Origin of the sequence: Microbulbifer magnicolonia, assembly GCF_035117725.1 — a bacterium.
GTDB classification, from domain to species: domain Bacteria; phylum Pseudomonadota; class Gammaproteobacteria; order Pseudomonadales; family Cellvibrionaceae; genus Microbulbifer; species Microbulbifer magnicolonia.
The window spans coordinates 771,524-789,253 of sequence record NZ_JAYEFD010000001.1 but is presented as its reverse complement, the minus strand read 5'-3'; the positions used below and the strand labels follow the sequence as shown (position 1 = coordinate 789,253).

The following is a 17,730-nucleotide window of genomic DNA, read 5'->3' as shown; positions in this document are numbered from 1 at the left end:
AACCAATCACTTTGGCTATAATGCCCCGCTGACAATCAGCAGCAGCTAACAGGGGCTACACATGGCTTTTCCCAAGATCGGCAACCTGGCGCCGGCCTTTACTCTGACCAATCAGAATGGCGACAAAGTATCCCTGAAGGATTTTCGCGATAAGCGCAATGTCGTGCTCTACTTCTATCCGAAGGCGCTGACACCGGGCTGCACCACTCAGGCCTGCGGTATTCGCGATAGTGCCGGGGACTTTGAAAAGTTGGACACGGTAGTCCTGGGGGTCAGCCCCGACCCCGAAGCCAAACTCCAGAAGTTTATTGAAAAACACCAACTCAATTTCGATCTGCTCGCGGATGAGGACCACGGGATCGCTGACAAGTACGGCTGCTGGGGGCTCAAGAAGTTTATGGGCAAAGAATATATGGGCCTGCTGCGCACCACCTTCATTGTCGACAAGAGTGGTCGCTTGCGACACATTATCGACAAGGTGAAGACCAAGACCCACCACGAGGACGTACTTCAGTGGATAGGCGACAATCTCGCCTGACGTGCACAAGCGCTTTTATTGGCATGGGGTGACACCAAAGTCACTCCTGGCATCATTTCCCATCTACGGTTCGCCCGAATCGGCATAATAACGTCCCAAATGGTACTTTCGTGCCATTGTGGCGCTGATTTGCCTTTTGCGCTGGATTTAAAAAAATTTGCTGTCGCCCCTTGCATTCGGATTTCTTGGTCTATACTGGCTGGTGTGAAGGAAAGGTGCGCCGGTGAGAGAGTTGTATCCCGCTGGGATTTAGCCGGGGCAGAAAGTTTAAAAATTGTACAGCTCTGTGAAGGATTCGATGTCTGTTTCAGGTGCATCCCGCACCCGGGTAGTAGCCCGCTCTTTGTAAACAGTGTTAGGGGCAGGTTGAGGCAATAGGGATTCGCAGGAAGCGGACAAAGAAAAATAACTGCGGCTCACGGAACTCAAAAGGAGCAGCTCGATGAATCATATTCAGCCCGACCAGACTTCGCTCTCAGAAGACAAACCGCTACAGCAGGCCAGGATATCCGGTGATCCGAATATTCTCGATCAGCTGCTGGCACCGCCGGAAGCTACCAGCTTTGGGATTGCCGCGCGGGTCATCGATGTGCTGGAGCAACGTATCGGTAAGGCTTCCCTGGCTATTCGCCCGGTCGCTTCAGACCTCAGCATGTCAACCCGTACATTGCAGCGTCGCTTGCAGGAACACAATCTCAGTTTCGCTTCGCTGCGCGATCATGTGCGCTTCCGCCATGCGGTGCATTTCCTGAAAGACACGGCGCTCAGTGTGGACGGCATTTCGCGGATCCTGGACTTCTCTGACAGGACCAGCTTTACGAGTGCCTTCAAACGCTGGACCGGCATGTCGCCGACCGGCTACCGTCGGCAGGTGCGTCAACGCTTCTGACCGGGTAGAGAATCGGGTCGCCTCCAGAAGGGGGCGCTCCGATGCGTTGCCTCGGCAGGGTAAACCCGCTAGAGTTGGCGAAAATTTTATTGGCTGACTCTTAGTAGAGGTTTTGCATGAGCTTTTTTATTCCCGCTGCTGTGGCACAACAGACAGCTCCGGCGCCGCAGGGTAATCCGATGGTAACCCTGTTGATGTTCGCGGGCCTGTTTGCATTTATGTGGTTTTTTATCATTCGCCCGCAACGCAAGCGCCAGAAGGAACACCAGGAACTGGTCAGTGCGTTGAAAAAAGGCGATGAGGTCGTTATGACCAGCGGCATGCTGGGCCGCGTGGACAAGGTCGATGATGACTATATCGTGCTGGAAGTGGCCGACAATATGTCGCTCAAGTTCCAGAAAGTCGCCGTTCACGCAATACTACCTAAGGGCACCATCAAAAAGATCTGATGTGTCTGAAGCGCTTTCGACAAAAGAAACCCGGCAGTTGCCGGGTTTTTTATGGCGCACTATTTCATCGGCCTTCCAGCTTGTGATCGCGAGATCGCAGCCCATTGCCGGGAACCTGACCAGGAGGGGTAAAGTTTGACTGCGAAGATGCCTCTCTCATATCCCCCGCGAGTGGACCTGGCCCGCTTACCTACCCCTTTACAACCACTGGACCGTATTACGGAGAAATTCTCCACCCCCCACGGCGGGCCGCGGATCTGGGTAAAACGGGACGATCTGACGGAAACGGCAATGTCCGGCAACAAATTGCGCAAGCTGGAATTTGTAACGGGTGAGGCGCGAGCGCAGGGATGCGACACATTGATAACCTGTGGCGGGGTTCAGTCCAATCACTGCCGAACTACCGCGCTGGTCGGGGCAAGGCTGGGGATGCGCGTGCAACTGATACTGCGCGGTGAATTTGAAGGCATTCCCGACGGCAACCTGCTGGTCGATCAGCTGGCCGGGGCATCGACCGCTTTCTACCCGCCTCGCGAGTATTTCCAGGACCTCGACAAACTCTTCGCGCACTGGCTGCATTGCTATGCCGAGCGCGGCCACACGGCGTTCCTTATTCCTACTGGTGCCAGTGATGGACTGGGCATCTGGGGCTACATCGCCGCGTCCGAGGAGTTGTTGGCGGATTGCCTGAACCTTGGCTTCGAGCCCGAGCACATCATTTGTGCTACCGGCAGCGGCGGTACCCAGGCCGGTCTGACACTCGGCTGTCACCTAATGGGGGCGAGCGCCGAGGTAACAGGATTTGCGGTCTGCGACAACGCCGAGTATTTCCAGCGCAAAGTGCGCGAGGACATCCGGCACTGGCGTGAATTGACGGGCCACTCGGTCGATGAAAATGCGCTCAAGATACGGGTCAACGCTGACTACATTGGGCCCGGTTATGCGATCGCCGAAGAGCCGGTTTACCGCTCGATTGCGGAAGCCGCCAGTCTCGAGGGGCTGTTGCTGGATCCCGTCTATACCGGCAAGGCTTTTTACGGCTTGTTACAGGAACTCTACAAGGGGACGTACCGCGACTGCGAAAACCTGGTGTTTGTCCACACCGGCGGGCAGTTCGGCTTGTTTCCACACCGGGAAAACTTTCCGTTCCTGCTGTAAAAAGCCCCGTTACTGTTCTAGTGTTGCGGAAGCTGCTAATCTGCGCAACAAATTACAGATACAACTGTACAGAAAGCAATCAAAAATAAGTCAGAGTAGTGGGGGTTAGATTGGAATCCTTTAATCAACTGCTGTTGTCACTTGACGGCATGCTCGGTTCAGCGCCCTGGTTTCCATGGGTGCTGCTCGGCGTCGGTTTCTTTTTCACCATATACCTGGGATTCCCGCAGGTGCGCTATTTCGGGCACGCGATCAAGATCGTACAGGGTAAGTACGACAAGCCAGGTGATCCCGGTGATACCTCCCACTTCCAGGCACTCGCCACCGCGCTGTCCGGTACCGTCGGTACCGGCAATATCGGCGGCGTCGGACTGGCTATCTTCCTCGGTGGGCCGGCCGCGCTCTTCTGGATGTGGATGACCGCCTTCCTCGGTATGACAACCAAGTTCGTCGAAGTGACGCTGTCGCACAAATACCGCATCAAGGCCGCCGATGGCTACTACGCGGGCGGCCCGATGTTCTACATGGAGCGCCGCCTGAACATGAAATGGCTGGCAGTGATGTTTGCCATCGCCACTGTGATCAGCTCGTTCGGTACCGGCAGCCTGCCGCAGGTGAATAACATCGCCCAGGCCATGCACGACACCTTCGGCCTCAATAAGGCAATCACCGGCGGTGTGCTGGCGATTCTTCTGGGTATGGTGATTATTGGTGGCATCACCCGTATCGCCAAGGTGACTTCAACCATCGTGCCCGTGATGGCGGTGCTGTATATCATCGGTGCGCTGGGGGTCATCCTTTATAACTACCAGAACATTATTCCGTCCTTCGTCACCGTATTCCAGGATGCCTTTAGTGGCAGTGCCGCGGCCGGTGGCTTCCTCGGCGCGACCTTCGCCTATGCCTTTAACCGCGGCGTAAACCGCGGCCTCTTTTCCAACGAAGCAGGGCAGGGCTCGGCGCCGATCGCGCACGCCGCGGCACGTGCCGATGAGCCGGTTTCCGAGGGAATGGTGTCTCTGCTTGAGCCGTTTATCGATACCATCATTATCTGTACGCTGACCGGCCTGGTTATCCTGTCTTCGGGTGTCTGGACCGAGAAGCACATGAACAGGTTCGAGCGCGCCGATATGGTCGTCGCGGCCGGCAGTTACACCGATCAGAAGCCGGAAGACGTGCAGAAGCTGTTCAACTTCCTCAGTGGTCACGAGAGCGATGTCCAGCCCTATAGCGGATCTGTCGTCGTCGCCGACGGCCGCGCGCTGAACGGCAAGGAGTTTACTCTGATCCACGCGCGTTCCGTTGCCGAAGATCTCGAGTTCCGTGTGGGTGATGACAACTTCAGCGGAGTGCTGACCGTGGTGGACGGCAGGTTTGCCAACCCGAACGTCGATATCTGGGGCAATTCACTGGTGCATTCGGTGGCGCTGACCAACAAAGCCTTCCAGCGCGGATTCTTTGGCGATTACGGCAGCCTGATCGTGACTCTGGGCATTCTGCTGTTCGCCTTCTCGACGGCAATTGCCTGGTCTTACTACGGCGACCGCTCGATGATCTATCTGTTTGGCCCCCGCGCGGTGATGCCGTATCGACTGGTCTACGTGGTGGCCTTCTTCTGGGCGGCAATCGAGGACACCACGATTATCTGGAACCTGTCCGCAGTCGCTATCGTGATCATGACGCTGCCCAACCTGTTCGGTATCAGCGTGTTGGCGAAAGAGATGAAAGACACGGTGAAAGAGTATTGGCGGGATCCGCGCCACAAGTAGCAGCGCCCGCGGTGATTGCCGCGCGCAAACGCAATTGAGAGAGGGGGGCGGCCGGTTGGTCGTCCCCTTGTTTGTACCTCACTGCCTGCATGACGACAGTCCCATGCCCTTCCGGGGCGCTAAAGTTTCCATGCACAAAAAAGCCCCGAATTCGGGGCTTTTTTGTCGGCATTACCGTTTGAGCCTTTAAACATTCAGCAGCAGGTATTCCCGCTCCCAGGAACTGATCACCCGGTTGAACTCCTCGTACTCGTCGCGCTTGATTGCGCTCCAGGCGCGCACGAATTTCTCGCCGAACATTTCCGCCGCTTCGTCGCAATCCAGCAGCATGCTGAGGGCGTGCTCCTGGGTGCGCGGCAGGGTGATCGGCTCGGAGGAGCAGTCGCCTTTATAGGGCGCGCTGGGTTTCACCCGGTTGATCATGCCCAGGTAGCCGCAGGCGAGCGAGGCCGCGATCGCCAGGTAGGGGTTGCAGTCCGCACCCGGGAAGCGGTTCTCCAGACGCTTCCCCTGGGGCGAGCTGTCCGGAACGCGCAGGCCGGTGGTGCGATTGTCATAACCCCAGTGCAGGCTCGTGGGTGCCGCCATTTCCGGTGTGAACCGGCGGTAGGAGTTCACGTTCGGGGCGAAGAAGCTGATAAAGCCCGGGGTGTATTTCTGCATACCGCCGATAAAGTGCAGGAAGGTATCGTTTTCCCTGCCGTCGTCGTCGACAAAAATGTTCTTGCCGGTTTCGGCATCCACGATGCTCTGGTGGATGTGCAGTGCACTGCCGGGCTCATCTTCCATGGGCTTGGCCATGAAGGTGGCGTAGATGCCGTGGCGCAGCGCGGTCTCCCGCACGGTGCGCTTGAAGGTGAACACCTGGTCCGCAAGCTTGAGCGGGTCGCCGTGGAGGAAGTTGATTTCCATCTGCGCGGTGCCGGACTCGTGAATCAGCGTATCCACATCCAGGCCCTGTGCCTCGGAGAAATCGTACATGTCCTCGATGATCGGCTCGTATTCGTTGGCCGCATCGATACTGTAGGACTGACGGGTTTTTTCCGTGCGTCCGGAGCGGCCCACCGGTGCAGACAGCTTCTCGTCCGGGTCCAGGTTGCGCTTCACCAGGTAAAACTCCACCTCCGGCGCAACAATCGGTTTCCAGCCCCTGGCCTCGTACTTTTCCAGTACGAACTTGAGGATGTTGCGTGTGCTGATCGGGTGAGGTTTGCCCTCGCGGGTATAGCAATCGTGAATGATCTGCGCCGTGGGCTCGTTGGCCCAGGGGTTCAGTCGCACAGAATCCGGATCCGGTTCCAGCAGCATATCGGTATCTGCCGGGTCCACCAGTTCATTGTGTTCATCGACGTAGTCGCCGGTCACCGTCTGCACCAGAATGCTTTCCGGCAGGCGGCTGTCTTCGGTCAGGAATTTGTCCGTGGGGGTAAATTTGCCCCGCGCATTGCCGGACATATCGGGCACCAGACACTCGACTTCAGATATATCGTGTTCTGCAAGCCACCGTGTAATCTTGTCCATTTTGCACCTTGATCGAAATGATCTTCCCCGTTTTGGGTTGCATTAGTATACGCCCGGTCCCGCAGTCCGCGGCCACGAGTACTGCCACTCGCTGAGTGGGGTCGCCGCCGCGGGAGAAGTGCCGGGGAGGCGATCGGCAGGGAAAAACCGATCGCGGGCTTTGATTATGGCAAGAAACCGAATTATTATTCAATATAAATTGAATGATTGTTCGGTTTTGCCGCAATGTAGGCCCGAGGGCCCTGCTTGGAGACGCATCTATGACTGCCACTGGCACAGTGAACACCGGTACCGTGAGTAAACTCGTCGGCCACACCGATTCCTATTACGCCGCGAGCGCCAACCCGGCCCGCACTTGGCCGTCACTCGAGGGTACAGTGCAGGCGGACGTATGTGTGATCGGGGGCGGCTATACGGGCCTTTCCTCGGCACTGCACCTGGCGGAGCGCGGTTACAAAGTGGTCGTGCTCGAAGCCGAGCGTATCGCCTGGGGAGCCTCGGGCCGCAACGGCGGACACGTCGGCGTAGGGCAGCGCCGCGGCCAGGAGGATCTGGAAAAGATGCTGGGGCTGGATACCGCCAGGCAGCTGTGGGATCTGAGTGTCGAGGCCGTGCGGTTGGTCGAGGATCTGATCCACAGGCACAGCATTCAGTGCGACCTGAAACGCGGGATTATGCATCTGGCCGCTAAGCGCAGCCACAACCAGCATCTCCAGGAGGAGACAGACCTGCTGCGCGAGCGCTATGCGTACGAGCAGATGCGCTATGCGGATGAAGATGAGGTGCGGTCGCTGGTGGGTTCCGAACGGTATTTCGGTGCCCAGATAGACAGCGGCTCTCTGCACCTGCACCCGCTCAACTATGCGCTCGGGCTCGCGGATGCGGCCGCTGCGGCCGGGGTCGAGTTTTACGAGCACAGCCGTGTGACCAGGTATCGGGGCGGTGCGAACTGTGTCGTCGAGACAGCAAAGGGGCAGGTTCAGGCCAAGAATGTGGTGCTCGCCTGCAATGGCTATCTGGGTAACCTCGAGCCCCGCATGGCGGGGAAGATCATGCCGATCAACAACTTCGTGCTCGCCACAGAGCCGCTGCCCGACTCACTGGCCGGGGAGCTGATCGCCAACGATTACGCGCTGCAAGATACCCTGTTTGTCATCGATTACTGGAAGCTGTCCGGGGACAACCGCTTGATTTTTGGTGGCGGTGAAAACTATAGCTCGCGCTTCCCGCACGATATCCGCAGCTTCGTGCGCAATTACATGTTGCGTGTCTATCCGCAGCTCGCCGATACGCGCATCGATTTCGGCTGGGGTGGCACCCTGGCCATCACCCTTAACCGCATGCCGCACCTGGGCCGGCTGGAGCCCAATGTTTACTACAGCCAGGGCTACTCGGGCCACGGCGTGCCCACCGCCACCTTGGCAGGCAAGTTGATTGCGGAAGTCATTGCCGGGACGGAGGAGCGCTTTGATATACTGGCGCAAATTCCAACGCCGACCTTCCCGGGCGGTACCCTGCTGCGCTGGCCGGGGCTGGTGGCCGGGATGCTCTATTACAGCCTCAAGGACAAGCTGGGCAGCTGATGGCTGTCCTGCAATAGGGGGGCTGTGGCAACTTCGCTAGGAGCAAAATCTCAAATTTGAATAAACATTCGGTTTGTGGGATAACAGACCTTCAAGTTCACTCGCTGGGTTAGCGCCATCGGCGGTTTTGGATGAGCAACCCTGAATAAAAAAAATGACGGGGGCGACCATGCCTGTATCAACTAGACCTTTACACAGCCACAAGCACGCTCTGGCCACGGCCATAGGCGCGGCAGTTATTGCCGTGACCACCGGGGCCTCGGCCGCGGAGATCGAAGAGGTGACCGTTACCGCGCAGATGCGCGCCGAGTCACTGAAGGATGTACCCATGGCGGTGAGCGCCTTTACCGGTGACACCGTCAAGAACAGCAACCTGAGCGATTTCAAGGATCTGTTCGCGCTGACCCCGGGGGTATCCGGGGAGACCAATGATTCCTTCTTCGACTCGGTTTCCGTGCGCGGCGTCAACAACAACAGCTTCGGCAGCGGCAGCGATCCGGCCCTCGGCGTCTTCCTCGATGGCGTCTACCAGAGCCGCGCCGGCGCCACGCCGAGCATGTACGACCTCGAGCGGGTCGAGGTGGTGAAGGGCCCGCAGGGGACCCTGTTCGGCCGCAACACTGCGTCCGGCGCCATCTCCATGGTGTCCCGCAAACCGGGCGAGAGCTTCGCCGGTGAGATCTCCGTCGGGGCCGGCCAGTACGGTCGCCAGGAGTTTGAGGGCAGCATGGACATGCCACTGGGCGAGAACCTGGCCGTGCGCATTGCCGGTATGCACCAGCAGGAAGACGGCCACGTGGAGAACCTGGCCGGCGGCCGCGACCTGGGCGCCAGCGAAACCGATGCGATGCGCTTCACCGCGGTCTACGACGGCCTGCAGAACACCACCGTCACCCTGATGGCGCAGTACGAAGACCGCGTCAGCGACGGCACCATCTACCGCGCCTTCGATTCCGGTGCCGGCTATAACTACCCGATTCCGGAAGGGGATTACGACCAGGTCTACAACGACGTACAGGGTACCGACGAAGCCGAAATCGGCGACGTCATCCTGACCGTCGAGCACGAACTGGCCGGCGGTAATACCCTGTCGTCCATCACCGGTTACAAGACCCACAACTACACCTACATCGAGGATTTCGATGGCACCGCCGAGCCCGTCGATACCTTTGTGCGCGATCAGTCCGGCGATTTCTTCAGCCAGGAGTTCCGCCTGACCTCCAACAACAGCGGCCCGTTCAACTACGTGCTGGGTGCCTCCTACTACCAGGAAGACATCAAGACCTTCTTTGCCGGCATCGACCGGGAAGACTATATCTGTGACGGCATCTACGCGGACGAATGGGAAGAGGGTCTCGACAGCTTCGTGACCTGTGACATGCTGCCGCAGGACGTGCTGGACGAGGCCTTCGGGTTCGAGGGCGAGCCCTGGGAGTATGCTCCGGGCGGGCTATCCATCGAAGCGGCCGACACTGTCGGCGAGTATTCCGGCTGGGGCGTATTTGCCAACACGACTTACGACCTGACCGAGGCCACGACGCTGGGTCTGGGCGTGCGTTACACCGAAGACGAGAAGACCTACAGCGTCGACTCCCCGTGGCCGGATACCTGGACCGGGGGCTGGAATTACCAGTCCATGTATACCAGCGGACCGATCACCGGCGACAACACCTGGAGCAATGTGTCCGGCCGCGCGACCCTGACCCACGTGATCAGCGACGAGCTGACCACCTACGCCAGCGTTGCCACCGGCTACAAATCCGGCGGTTTCGACTACCTGTCCTACCACATCACCGATCCGGCCTATGGCACGGACGAGGACAGCCAGTATGCCTGGCTGGACGAGCAGGGCTATGAAGTCGATGCCTCCAACGCCGAGCCGAGCAAGTTTGACGAAGAGAACGTGCTCTCCTACGAATTGGGTGTGAAGGCGCGCCTGCTGGACAACCGCCTGGCCCTGAACGCCGCGGCATTCCAATACACCTACGACAACCTGCAGCAGGCCTTCTTCGTGGGCGCGGCGGCCATCACCCGCAACGTCGGCGAGTCTGAAGGTCGGGGCCTGGAAGTGGATGCCCGCTGGCTGATCACCGACAACCTGGACCTGTATATGGGCCTGGCCTGGCTCGACACCGAGTTCACCGGTGCACCTGCCGAGCTGTGTGAAGACTGTGACGGGAACGAGATGGCCTTCTCGCCGAATTTCTCTTCCGCCACCGTGCTGACCTACAGCCGCACGACCGGTCTCGGTGAGCTCTCCGTTTCCGGTGAGTACACTTTCACCGGCGAGCAGTGGTCAGATCTCGAAAATACCGAGGCGGTAAGACTGGACAGCCGCAATGTCTTCAACTTCCGTGTCGCCTTGACCTCTCCGGCGGACAGCTGGACCGCGGGCATCTATGCGGAAAACCTGACCAGCGAAGAGTACTACCACTGGGGTTACGCCGAAGCGCTGTACAACCTGCCGGCCACCAAGACTGATCCTTCCCGCGGTCGGGTGCTGGGTGTGGACCTGAACTACCGCTTCTGATCGGCATCATCGCTTTCGGTTGGGTAGCGAACAAAACCGGCGCTTCGCGCCGGTTTTTTGTTGCCGCAGATTGCCGTCCCGGGCAGTCGAAATGCGGGGGCAAATTGGTGGTAAACTGGCGGCAGTTCTACTCAGGGAAACTGACCTTGTCCAATACCGAGCAGAGAAAGCGCAAGAGCCAGCTGACCCCGCGCCGCGAACCGGTGCAGGCCCGCGCGCGTGAGCGAGCGCGGCAGATTCTCGATACGACGGGGCGTCTGCTGGAAGAGGTGGGTCTCAATGATCTGACCACCATTCTGATCGCCAAGGAGCTGGGCGTGTCCGTGGGGTCTCTGTACCACTATTTCCCCAATAAGCACGCGATTCTCTACGCAATGGGCGAACAGTGGTTGGCCAGCATGACTGCCGCACTGGACGAGTTGGCGCAGCAGGATCTGGAATCCATAGAATTGCAGCAGTTTATCGCCGAGCTGCTGCAACGTTTACTGACCGTTTACCGCGAACAGCGCGGCCTGCTGCCTCTGGTGCAGGCGATGTGGGGGATCCCGGAACTTCACGAGCTGGACGAGCGCCATGATGAGCTGGTGATCAGCCATCTGACCGCCATGTACCAGCGCCAGGGGTTTGTTTGCCCTCCGCACGAGATGAACCGCCTGGCCAGGGCCACGCTGGAAACCTGCCATGCGCTCTTGCTGGTCATAGTCAACCAGCGCGGTGTGCGCTCGCGGCGCACACAGGAGGATCTGCAGCAGATGCTGTTTACCATGCTGGACAGCCGCCGGCATGAGCCGCGCCCCGCCGGCCTCGATGATGTGGAGGCGCCCTGATGACACCGCGTGCAGAGAAATTGGTGATCGCGATTTCCTCGCGGGCGCTCTTCAACCTGGGGGACAGTCACCGCATCTTCGAGGAGCAGGGGCTGGAGGCCTTCTCCACCTACCAGGTAGAGCGCGAAAATGATGTCCTGGAAAAGGGCGATGCCTTCCCCCTGGTGGAGAAATTCCTGCAGATCAACGACTGCCTCGAGGGCGAGCCGCGGGTGGAAGTTATTCTGCTGTCCCGCAACAGCGCCGATACCGGGCTGCGCGTGTTTAATTCCATCGAGCACTACGGCCTGAATATCACCCGCGCGGCCTTTTGTAATGGCGAGAGCCCGTATCGCTATATAGCGCCGTTTGGTTGTCACCTGTTCCTGTCCACCGACGGTCTCGACGTGCGCCGGGCGCTGGAGCAGGGCGTGGCCGCGGCGACGCTGATCGCCGGCGGCGCCCGTGAGCGCCGCGACGATATCCTGCGCTTTGCCTTTGACGGCGACGCGGTGATTTTCTCCGACGAGGCGGAGCAGATCTTCAAACGCGACGGCCTCGCCGCCTTCACCGCCGCGGAGCGCGCCTCGGCACAGAAACCCCTTGGCGGCGGGCCGTTCAAAGGTTTTCTCGAGGCCCTGCAGCGGTTGCAGGCAGAATTCGGCGCGGATAGCTGCCCGATTCGCACGGCACTGGTGACGGCGCGCTCCGCGCCGGCCCACGAGCGTGTTATTCGCACGCTGCGCGCCTGGAATGTGCGAATCGACGAGTCGGTATTTCTCGGCGGCCTGCCGAAGGGGGAGTTCCTGCGGGCCTTTGGCGCCGACGTGTTTTTCGACGATCAGCCCAGCCACTGCGCCTCTGCCGCCCAGCACGTGGCCACCGGCCACGTGCCCCACGGCGTCGCCAACGAGATCAGCTGAGGACAGGGCCGTCAGCAGCATCCCGAGTCTCGGTCGAATGAACAGGCTTTGCCTCAAAAGGCCCGGTCATCGAATGTGGGATCATAGCGGCGAATATAGGCCTGTAAGGTCTGGTGTTCCTCTATTTGGAAAGTTTCGCCGGACGGCGCCAGATTGCGAATGCGATCCAGCCGGAACAGCCGGTGGTCCTCGCGCAGTCGGCACCAGGCGACAAGCGTCCAGGCCGCGCCCCAGTAGATCAGGCCGAGAGGATAGATACTGCGCTGCGAAGAATTGCCCTGTTCATCGCAATAGTCCAGCCAAACGGTTTCGCGCGCCCTGATCGATTGCCGAATACGGGCGCCGAACCGGGATTTCTCCGTGCGCTGATGTCCCGGTACCAGGAACACCGATTTCTGCTGCTCCTGATCCCTTAGCATTCGCTCAGGCAGCACCGAGCGAATTTTATGTAGTGCCGAATCTGCCGCCGTACCGATGTCCTCGTCTGCCCATCCCTGTACCATCCGCACGCCCAGCAGCAGGGCTTCTATCTCCCGGTCGTCGAACATCAGTGGCGGCAGAAAGGAATCGCGCCGCAGGCGGTAACCGACCCCGGCTTCACCCTCAATCGGCACGCCGGACAGTATCAGCGACTGAATATCGCGATACAGGGTCCGCACTGACACCCGCAGACGCCCGGCCAGCACCGCGGCGGTAACCGCCGTGCGTCGCGCGCGCAGCAGGATCAGCAGTTGTAAGAGTCGTTCGGATTTGGTCATGTTGTCGCCCCGGCAGTGGGGCAGAACGATAACCGGCAAATCGCGCATCGCCTAGGGAATCAGGCCGGTTGGGCCTTGCGCTCATCCCAGTGCATCGCCTCTATCTTGTGGCCGTCCGGATCGCGCAGGAAACAGCCGTAGTAGGCATCGCCGTACTGGGGGCGGGCGCCTGGCTCTCCCTCGGGTGTGGCGCCGGCGCGAATCGCCGCGGAATAGAAGCGGTCGACTGATTCGGGGCTGTCGGCGAGGAAGGCGAAGTGCGTGCCGTTGCCGACGCTCGCCGCCTCACCGTCGTGGGGCGGGTGTACCCAGAACTCCGGGAACACCTTTCCGTAGGCAACGGCTTCGGGAAAATCGAGAATGCGGCGCGCACCCAGCACCGAGAGTATCTTGTCGTAAAAACTCACCGCCTCATGGAAGCGGTTGGTGCCGATGGAGATATGGCTCATCAGGGAAGGGTTGGCGTTAACCGATTTATTTTGAGTCATGCTGAATTCCAAATGTTGTCGAATCCAGAGGTCAGCATAAAGAAAGCTTTTGTCAGTTAGTGTCAGTAGCCTGGTGCGGCTGGGGCAGGCAAGGCCCTGATGGCGCTATTCTGTTGGCCCCCCACTGGATTCACTGCTATTCTTTTCTCGCATAAACTTAGATAGTTTTTATAACCGGTCTGACTGCCAGGTTGGCGGTGATCGCGGCGACGGATATTTGAAGCATTAGGGAGATTCTATGAAGCTGCAGCAGTTGCGCTATATCTGGGAAGTGGCCCATCACGACCTCAATGTTTCTGCGACAGCACAGAGCCTCTACACATCTCAGCCGGGCATCAGCAAGCAGATTCGCCTGCTGGAAGACGAGCTTGGCGTGGAAATCTTTGCGCGCAGTGGCAAGCATCTGACACGCGTGACGCCGGCCGGCGAAGCCATCCTCAAGACCGCCGGCGAGATTATGCGCAAGGTGGAAAACATCAAGCAGGTTGCGCAGGAATTCAGCAACGACAAGAAGGGCAGCCTGTCGATTGCCACCACCCATACCCAGGCGCGCTATGCGCTGCCACCGGTCATCAAGTCCTTTATCGCCCGCTACCCGGATGTCTCACTGCACATGCACCAGGGCACGCCGATGCAGATCTCCGAGATGGCGGCGGACGGCACTGCGGACTTTGCCATCGCCACCGAAGCCCTGGAGTTGTTCAGCGACCTGGTGATGATGCCCGTGTACCGCTGGGACCGCTGTATTCTGGTGCCCAGAGATCACCCTCTGTGCCAGTTGAGCAAGCTTGAACTCGAAGACGTAGCCAAGCATCCGATCGTCACCTATGTCTTCGGCTTTACCGGGCGCTCGAAACTGGACGAGGCATTCCTGGAGAAGGGCCTGTCCCCCAAGGTGGTATTTACCGCGGCCGACGCAGACGTGATCAAGACCTACGTCCGTCTCGGCCTGGGTATCGGTATCGTTGCCGACATGGCGGTAGATGAAGCGGACGAGGATCTGGTGGCGTTGGATGCGAGCAAATTGTTCGAGTCCAGTGTAACCAAGATCGGTTTCCGCAAGGGGATATTCCTGCGCGGCTTCATGTACGACTTTATCCAGCAGTTTGCCCCCCACCTGACCCGCGAGTTGATAGACCGGGCCGCGCACGCCACGTCGCGCTCAGAGGTCGACGAACTCTTCTCGAGTATCGAACTGCCTGTCTATTGAGGCGTTGCTCCAGAAAAAAACGCGGCTTCTAGCCGCGTTTTTTCTCAGTTTCAGGTTGTCGGGCCTTTATTCGGACTGAGCCAATTCCGCTGTCTTCTTGGCCAGTACTTCTTTGACGAGCTTGAAATAAACCGTGTAAATCTCCGGCTCGCGCCCCTCCTGCTCCACCAGAAAAAACGGTGCGCGGTCCACGCCGTACTTGCGCGCAATCTGCATCCCCGCACTTTGTTCATCGCGTACGTCGGCGATCAGCGTCCGGTCGATAAAGCGCAACTGGTTGTGTTCCTCCAGCTTCTGCTGCACGTCGCGACACTTGGCGCAGGGCGCACCGTCGGCGAGTATCTTCTTGACCAGGGTAATTTTCACAGCGACTCCATCGATAAATGCCCGGCGGACCGGTCCCAATGGCGCTGAATCTACCAAAGTGCATAATAACTTTGAAATATCAATAGTGGATAGGTTTATAACTTTAAGGACTGGAAGTTGGGGGTTTGCGGCTGGGTGGGAAAGGGCGACGAGCGCAATGCGAAGGCCGCCGGCACCGGGGCCGCCCGGCCACTCGCCGATTACGGGCACTCCTCCAGAGTCTCCAGCAGCAAGCGCACCTTGTTCAGGCACTCCTCGTGTTCGGCGGCGGGGTCTGAATCGGCAACTATGCCGCCGCCGGCCGCACAGGTGATGCGCCCTTGGCTCGCGGTAAAGGTGCGGATGGCGATATTGGTATCCGCGCGGCCGCAACTGCTGATGTAGCCGATGCTGCCGCAGTAGACGCCGCGGGGGCTCAGCTCCAGCGCGCGGATAATCTCCATCGCGCGGCGTTTGGGCGCACCGGTGATGGAGCCGCCCGGGAAGCAGGCCGCCAGCAGGTCGGTGTAGCCGTACTCCTCCGGCAGCTCGCCGGTAATTACGCTGACCAGATGGTGCACATTGGCAAAGCTGGCGAGCTGGAACAGCTGTGGTACCCGCACACTGCCGCGCCGGCACAGCTTGCCGAAATCATTGCGCAGCAGATCGACAATCATCAGGTTCTCGGCCCGGTCCTTGGCACTCTGCTGCAGTGCCAGAGCGGCGCGCGCATCCTCCTCTGGCGTGGCCGCTCTAGGTGCCGTGCCCTTGATCGGTTCCGTTTGCAGGCTGGAGCCGTCGGCGCGGATAAAACGCTCCGGCGACATGCTGAGCAGGCTGCCCTGCGGCAGCGCCAGATAGGCCGAGAAGGGGCCGGCCGCACGCGCGCGCAGCGCCAGGTAGGCGGCGAACAGGTCGCCTTCATAAGTGGCGCTGAAACGCTGGGTAAAATTGGCCTGATAGATATCGCCGGCACGGATGTAGTCCAGCACCCTGCGAATGCGCGCCCGGTACTCGTCAGTGGAAAACTCGTGTGCAAAAGGGGACAGCAGCCGGAAGTCATCGCGGCGGACCTCCGTCTGCCAGCGCACCGCGGTGAAGCGGGCGATCAGGTCGCGCACCTGGACGCGGGTACAGGCCGGGTGGAACACCAGGTGCGTGGCTCCCAGCTGGTGGTCGACGATCAGCGCCCAGCCGTAGAGCCCGAAAAAGCCCGCCGGCAGGTCGGTGGGGCGCCGATCGAAGGGCAGGTAGTTGCCCTGCATGCCCAGTTCATAACCGGCATAGCCGATAACGCCGCCACAAAAGGGCAGTTGCGCATCGCTGTCCTGAGGGCTCAACTCACACAGCAAGTCGTCGAGCTGCACGAAGGGCTCTGCGCTGTCCGCCTGCAATGTAAGGGTGTTGAGCGGATCGGCACTGATGATGTCGTAGCGACCGCCGCTGGCAAGCGGCCGGCCGCTGTCCAGCCACACGGGAGCGGGCAGGTCCGCGATGGCCTGGAAGGCCACGGCAGTATTGATGGAATAGGGCAGAGAGACGATTTGCATTTAGGAATACGGCTGTCAGAAGACGGCGCACACTACACATTTTGCGCGTGCAAGAAAAGGTCGCGAGCAGCTCGCGCCCCTCAGCCGGCGCGCCGCTCGATACCCGCCTGTGACATCAGCCGCGTGGCCAGCTCCTCCACTGACAACTGAGTCGCGTTCAGGTAGGGCACCTGCGCCCTGCGCAGCATCTGTTCCACCTGGCGCACTTCGAATTCGCACTGCTCCAAAGAAGCGTAGCGGCTGTTGGCCCGGCGCTCCTGCCGGATCTGCATCAATCGGCGCGGATCGATCGTCAGGCCGAACAGCTTGTCGCGATAGGGCCGCAAAATCTTTGGCAGCGCGGTGGAATCCATGTCCTCTTCGGTAATGGGATAGTTGGCCGCACGCAGACCGAACTGCAGCGCCATATACAGGCAGGTCGGTGTCTTGCCGGACCTGGAAACGCCAACGAGGATCACGTCGGCGCGCTCGAACTCCCGCACGCGGCGGCCGTCATCGTTGTCCATCGCAAAATGTACCGCCTCGATGCGGTCGCTGTAGCGGCGGTCGTCGGCGATGCCGTGGGAGACGTTGACCGACTGCGCGGGGTCGCAACCGAACAGATTGGCCAGCGGTGTCAGGTAGCTTTCAAATACGTCCAGCATCAGTGCCGAACTCTGGTGCAGCTGCTGGCGGATCTGGTCGGAGACGATACTGGTGATCATGATCGGCTGCATGCCCGATTCGCTCGCCACCCGCTCAATTCGCAGTAACGCCTGCTGGACCTTTTCGGAGGAATCAATATAGGGCAGGGTGACCTGTTCCACGGTCTGATCGCGGAACTGCGCGAGCAGGCTGTGCCCGATAGCCTCCACCGTCAGGCCCGTGCCGTCGGAAATAAAGAACGCGGTGCGCTTGCCTTTTGCCATTTTTCTTCCATATTGAGTCGCTGAGACGCGGAGTGTAAAGCGTTTTGAAGTCCAGGGAACCTCTGCATAAGTCCATAGCCTCTATGGCTTTCAGAGCGGTTCACAATCAAGGCGCGGTTTCGCAGGAATGTCTAGACCTTTCAAGAAGCCCCAACGCGGAGTGTGAATCGCTCTGAAAGCCCCGCAGGGCGGGGCCTGAAGCGTGCATCTGCGGTGTTGCAGCTCTTGCAAAGGGCCCAGCCATTAGCGGCTAGCTGTGCCTTGCATCTGCACGCTTCAGATCCCGCAGAGAGGCTATGGGCTTA

General features: G+C 59.6%; 16 protein-coding genes. 10 read left to right on the top strand and 6 right to left on the bottom strand.

Annotated elements, in window-relative coordinates:
* Window positions 1-61: 61 nt before the first annotated feature.
* The 5 genes from bcp to RRF64_RS03485 all read left to right on the top strand — a co-directional run bounded on the left by bcp (window position 62) and on the right by RRF64_RS03485 (window position 4,803).
* Window positions 62-538: a thioredoxin-dependent thiol peroxidase gene (gene bcp, locus RRF64_RS03505; RefSeq protein ID WP_323844439.1), complete on the top strand. Its 477-nt coding sequence runs from the start codon at window positions 62-64 to the stop codon at window positions 536-538.
* A 442-nt stretch (window positions 539-980) separates the two neighbouring features.
* Entirely contained in the window at window positions 981-1,427 is a 447-nt protein-coding gene (locus RRF64_RS03500) for a helix-turn-helix domain-containing protein (RefSeq protein ID WP_073270827.1), read from the top strand.
* Window positions 1,428-1,543: 116 nt separating this feature from the next.
* Window positions 1,544-1,876, top strand: coding sequence for a preprotein translocase subunit YajC (gene yajC, locus RRF64_RS03495; protein WP_323844438.1), 333 nt, complete (start codon window positions 1,544-1,546; stop codon window positions 1,874-1,876).
* A 147-nt stretch (window positions 1,877-2,023) separates the two neighbouring features.
* Complete coding sequence (locus RRF64_RS03490) at window positions 2,024-3,034, top strand: D-cysteine desulfhydrase family protein (protein ID WP_323845587.1); 1,011 nt, start codon at window positions 2,024-2,026, stop codon at window positions 3,032-3,034.
* A 110-nt stretch (window positions 3,035-3,144) separates the two neighbouring features.
* Window positions 3,145-4,803, top strand: a complete 1,659-nt coding sequence (locus RRF64_RS03485) for an alanine/glycine:cation symporter family protein (protein WP_323844437.1) — start codon at window positions 3,145-3,147, stop codon at window positions 4,801-4,803.
* 186 nt (window positions 4,804-4,989) lie between these two features.
* On the opposite strand, the gene RRF64_RS03480 is transcribed toward RRF64_RS03485, so the two are convergent.
* Window positions 4,990-6,324 carry a glutamine synthetase family protein gene (locus tag RRF64_RS03480; RefSeq protein ID WP_323844436.1) on the bottom strand — a complete coding sequence of 445 codons (1,335 nt, stop codon included), beginning with the start codon at window positions 6,322-6,324 and terminating at the stop codon, window positions 4,990-4,992.
* Between the two features lie 260 nt (window positions 6,325-6,584).
* On the opposite strand from RRF64_RS03480, the gene RRF64_RS03475 reads away from it, so the two are divergent.
* The 4 genes from RRF64_RS03475 (at window position 6,585) to RRF64_RS03460 (ending at window position 12,166) form a co-directional block, all read left to right on the top strand.
* Window positions 6,585-7,907: an NAD(P)/FAD-dependent oxidoreductase gene (locus RRF64_RS03475; protein ID WP_323844435.1), complete on the top strand. Its 1,323-nt coding sequence runs from the start codon at window positions 6,585-6,587 to the stop codon at window positions 7,905-7,907.
* 169 nt (window positions 7,908-8,076) lie between these two features.
* Window positions 8,077-10,437 (top strand): TonB-dependent receptor, encoded by a 2,361-nt coding sequence (locus RRF64_RS03470; protein WP_323844434.1) that lies wholly within the window; start codon window positions 8,077-8,079, stop codon window positions 10,435-10,437.
* Window positions 10,438-10,583: 146 nt separating this feature from the next.
* Window positions 10,584-11,264 (top strand): TetR/AcrR family transcriptional regulator, encoded by a 681-nt coding sequence (locus RRF64_RS03465; protein ID WP_323844433.1) that lies wholly within the window; start codon window positions 10,584-10,586, stop codon window positions 11,262-11,264.
* Window positions 11,264-12,166 carry a 5'-nucleotidase gene (locus RRF64_RS03460; RefSeq protein WP_323844432.1) on the top strand — a complete coding sequence of 301 codons (903 nt, stop codon included), beginning with the start codon at window positions 11,264-11,266 and terminating at the stop codon, window positions 12,164-12,166. The genes RRF64_RS03465 and RRF64_RS03460 overlap by 1 nt, the downstream gene beginning before the upstream one ends.
* Window positions 12,167-12,219: 53 nt before the next feature.
* Here the strand turns inward: RRF64_RS03460 and RRF64_RS03455 are convergent, their stop codons facing one another.
* Together RRF64_RS03455 and RRF64_RS03450 are read right to left on the bottom strand one after the other, a co-directional pair.
* Complete coding sequence (locus RRF64_RS03455; RefSeq protein ID WP_323844431.1) at window positions 12,220-12,924, bottom strand: helix-turn-helix transcriptional regulator; 705 nt, start codon at window positions 12,922-12,924, stop codon at window positions 12,220-12,222.
* A gap of 59 nt (window positions 12,925-12,983) precedes the next feature.
* Complete coding sequence (locus tag RRF64_RS03450; protein ID WP_323844430.1) at window positions 12,984-13,412, bottom strand: VOC family protein; 429 nt, start codon at window positions 13,410-13,412, stop codon at window positions 12,984-12,986.
* Window positions 13,413-13,650: 238 nt separating this feature from the next.
* Between RRF64_RS03450 and cysB the strand changes: the two genes are divergently transcribed.
* Entirely contained in the window at window positions 13,651-14,622 is a 972-nt protein-coding gene (gene cysB, locus RRF64_RS03445) for an HTH-type transcriptional regulator CysB (protein ID WP_323844429.1), read from the top strand.
* Between the two features lie 66 nt (window positions 14,623-14,688).
* On the opposite strand, the gene RRF64_RS03440 is transcribed toward cysB, so the two are convergent.
* The 3 genes from RRF64_RS03440 to ppsR form a co-directional block, all read right to left on the bottom strand.
* Window positions 14,689-14,988: a hypothetical protein gene (locus RRF64_RS03440; RefSeq protein ID WP_323844428.1), complete on the bottom strand. Its 300-nt coding sequence runs from the start codon at window positions 14,986-14,988 to the stop codon at window positions 14,689-14,691.
* 200 nt (window positions 14,989-15,188) lie between these two features.
* Window positions 15,189-16,517, bottom strand: coding sequence for an aminodeoxychorismate synthase component I (pabB, locus tag RRF64_RS03435; protein ID WP_323844427.1), 1,329 nt, complete (start codon window positions 16,515-16,517; stop codon window positions 15,189-15,191).
* A gap of 80 nt (window positions 16,518-16,597) precedes the next feature.
* The gene (ppsR, locus tag RRF64_RS03430; RefSeq protein WP_323844426.1) at window positions 16,598-17,425 is read right to left on the bottom strand and encodes a posphoenolpyruvate synthetase regulatory kinase/phosphorylase PpsR; all 828 of its coding nucleotides are present in this window, start codon (window positions 17,423-17,425) and stop codon (window positions 16,598-16,600) included.
* Window positions 17,426-17,730 lie beyond the last annotated feature (305 nt).

Excerpts from the sequence above, each read along its gene's own strand:
- RRF64_RS03455 (WP_323844431.1), bottom strand. The coding sequence starts at position 12,924 with ATGACCAAATCCGAACGACTCTTACAACTGCTGATCCTGCTGCGCGCG.
- RRF64_RS03475 (WP_323844435.1), top strand. The coding sequence starts at position 6,585 with ATGACTGCCACTGGCACAGTGAACACCGGTACCGTGAGTAAACTCGTC.
- cysB (WP_323844429.1), top strand. The coding sequence starts at position 13,651 with ATGAAGCTGCAGCAGTTGCGCTATATCTGGGAAGTGGCCCATCACGAC.
- RRF64_RS03490 (WP_323845587.1), top strand. The coding sequence starts at position 2,024 with ATGCCTCTCTCATATCCCCCGCGAGTGGACCTGGCCCGCTTACCTACC.
- pabB (WP_323844427.1), bottom strand. The coding sequence starts at position 16,517 with ATGCAAATCGTCTCTCTGCCCTATTCCATCAATACTGCCGTGGCCTTC.
- bcp (WP_323844439.1), top strand. The coding sequence starts at position 62 with ATGGCTTTTCCCAAGATCGGCAACCTGGCGCCGGCCTTTACTCTGACC.
- ppsR (WP_323844426.1), bottom strand. The coding sequence starts at position 17,425 with ATGGCAAAAGGCAAGCGCACCGCGTTCTTTATTTCCGACGGCACGGGC.
- RRF64_RS03470 (WP_323844434.1), top strand. The coding sequence starts at position 8,077 with ATGCCTGTATCAACTAGACCTTTACACAGCCACAAGCACGCTCTGGCC.
- yajC (WP_323844438.1), top strand. The coding sequence starts at position 1,544 with ATGAGCTTTTTTATTCCCGCTGCTGTGGCACAACAGACAGCTCCGGCG.
- RRF64_RS03500 (WP_073270827.1), top strand. The coding sequence starts at position 981 with ATGAATCATATTCAGCCCGACCAGACTTCGCTCTCAGAAGACAAACCG.
- RRF64_RS03450 (WP_323844430.1), bottom strand. The coding sequence starts at position 13,412 with ATGACTCAAAATAAATCGGTTAACGCCAACCCTTCCCTGATGAGCCAT.
- RRF64_RS03480 (WP_323844436.1), bottom strand. The coding sequence starts at position 6,324 with ATGGACAAGATTACACGGTGGCTTGCAGAACACGATATATCTGAAGTC.
- RRF64_RS03460 (WP_323844432.1), top strand. The coding sequence starts at position 11,264 with ATGACACCGCGTGCAGAGAAATTGGTGATCGCGATTTCCTCGCGGGCG.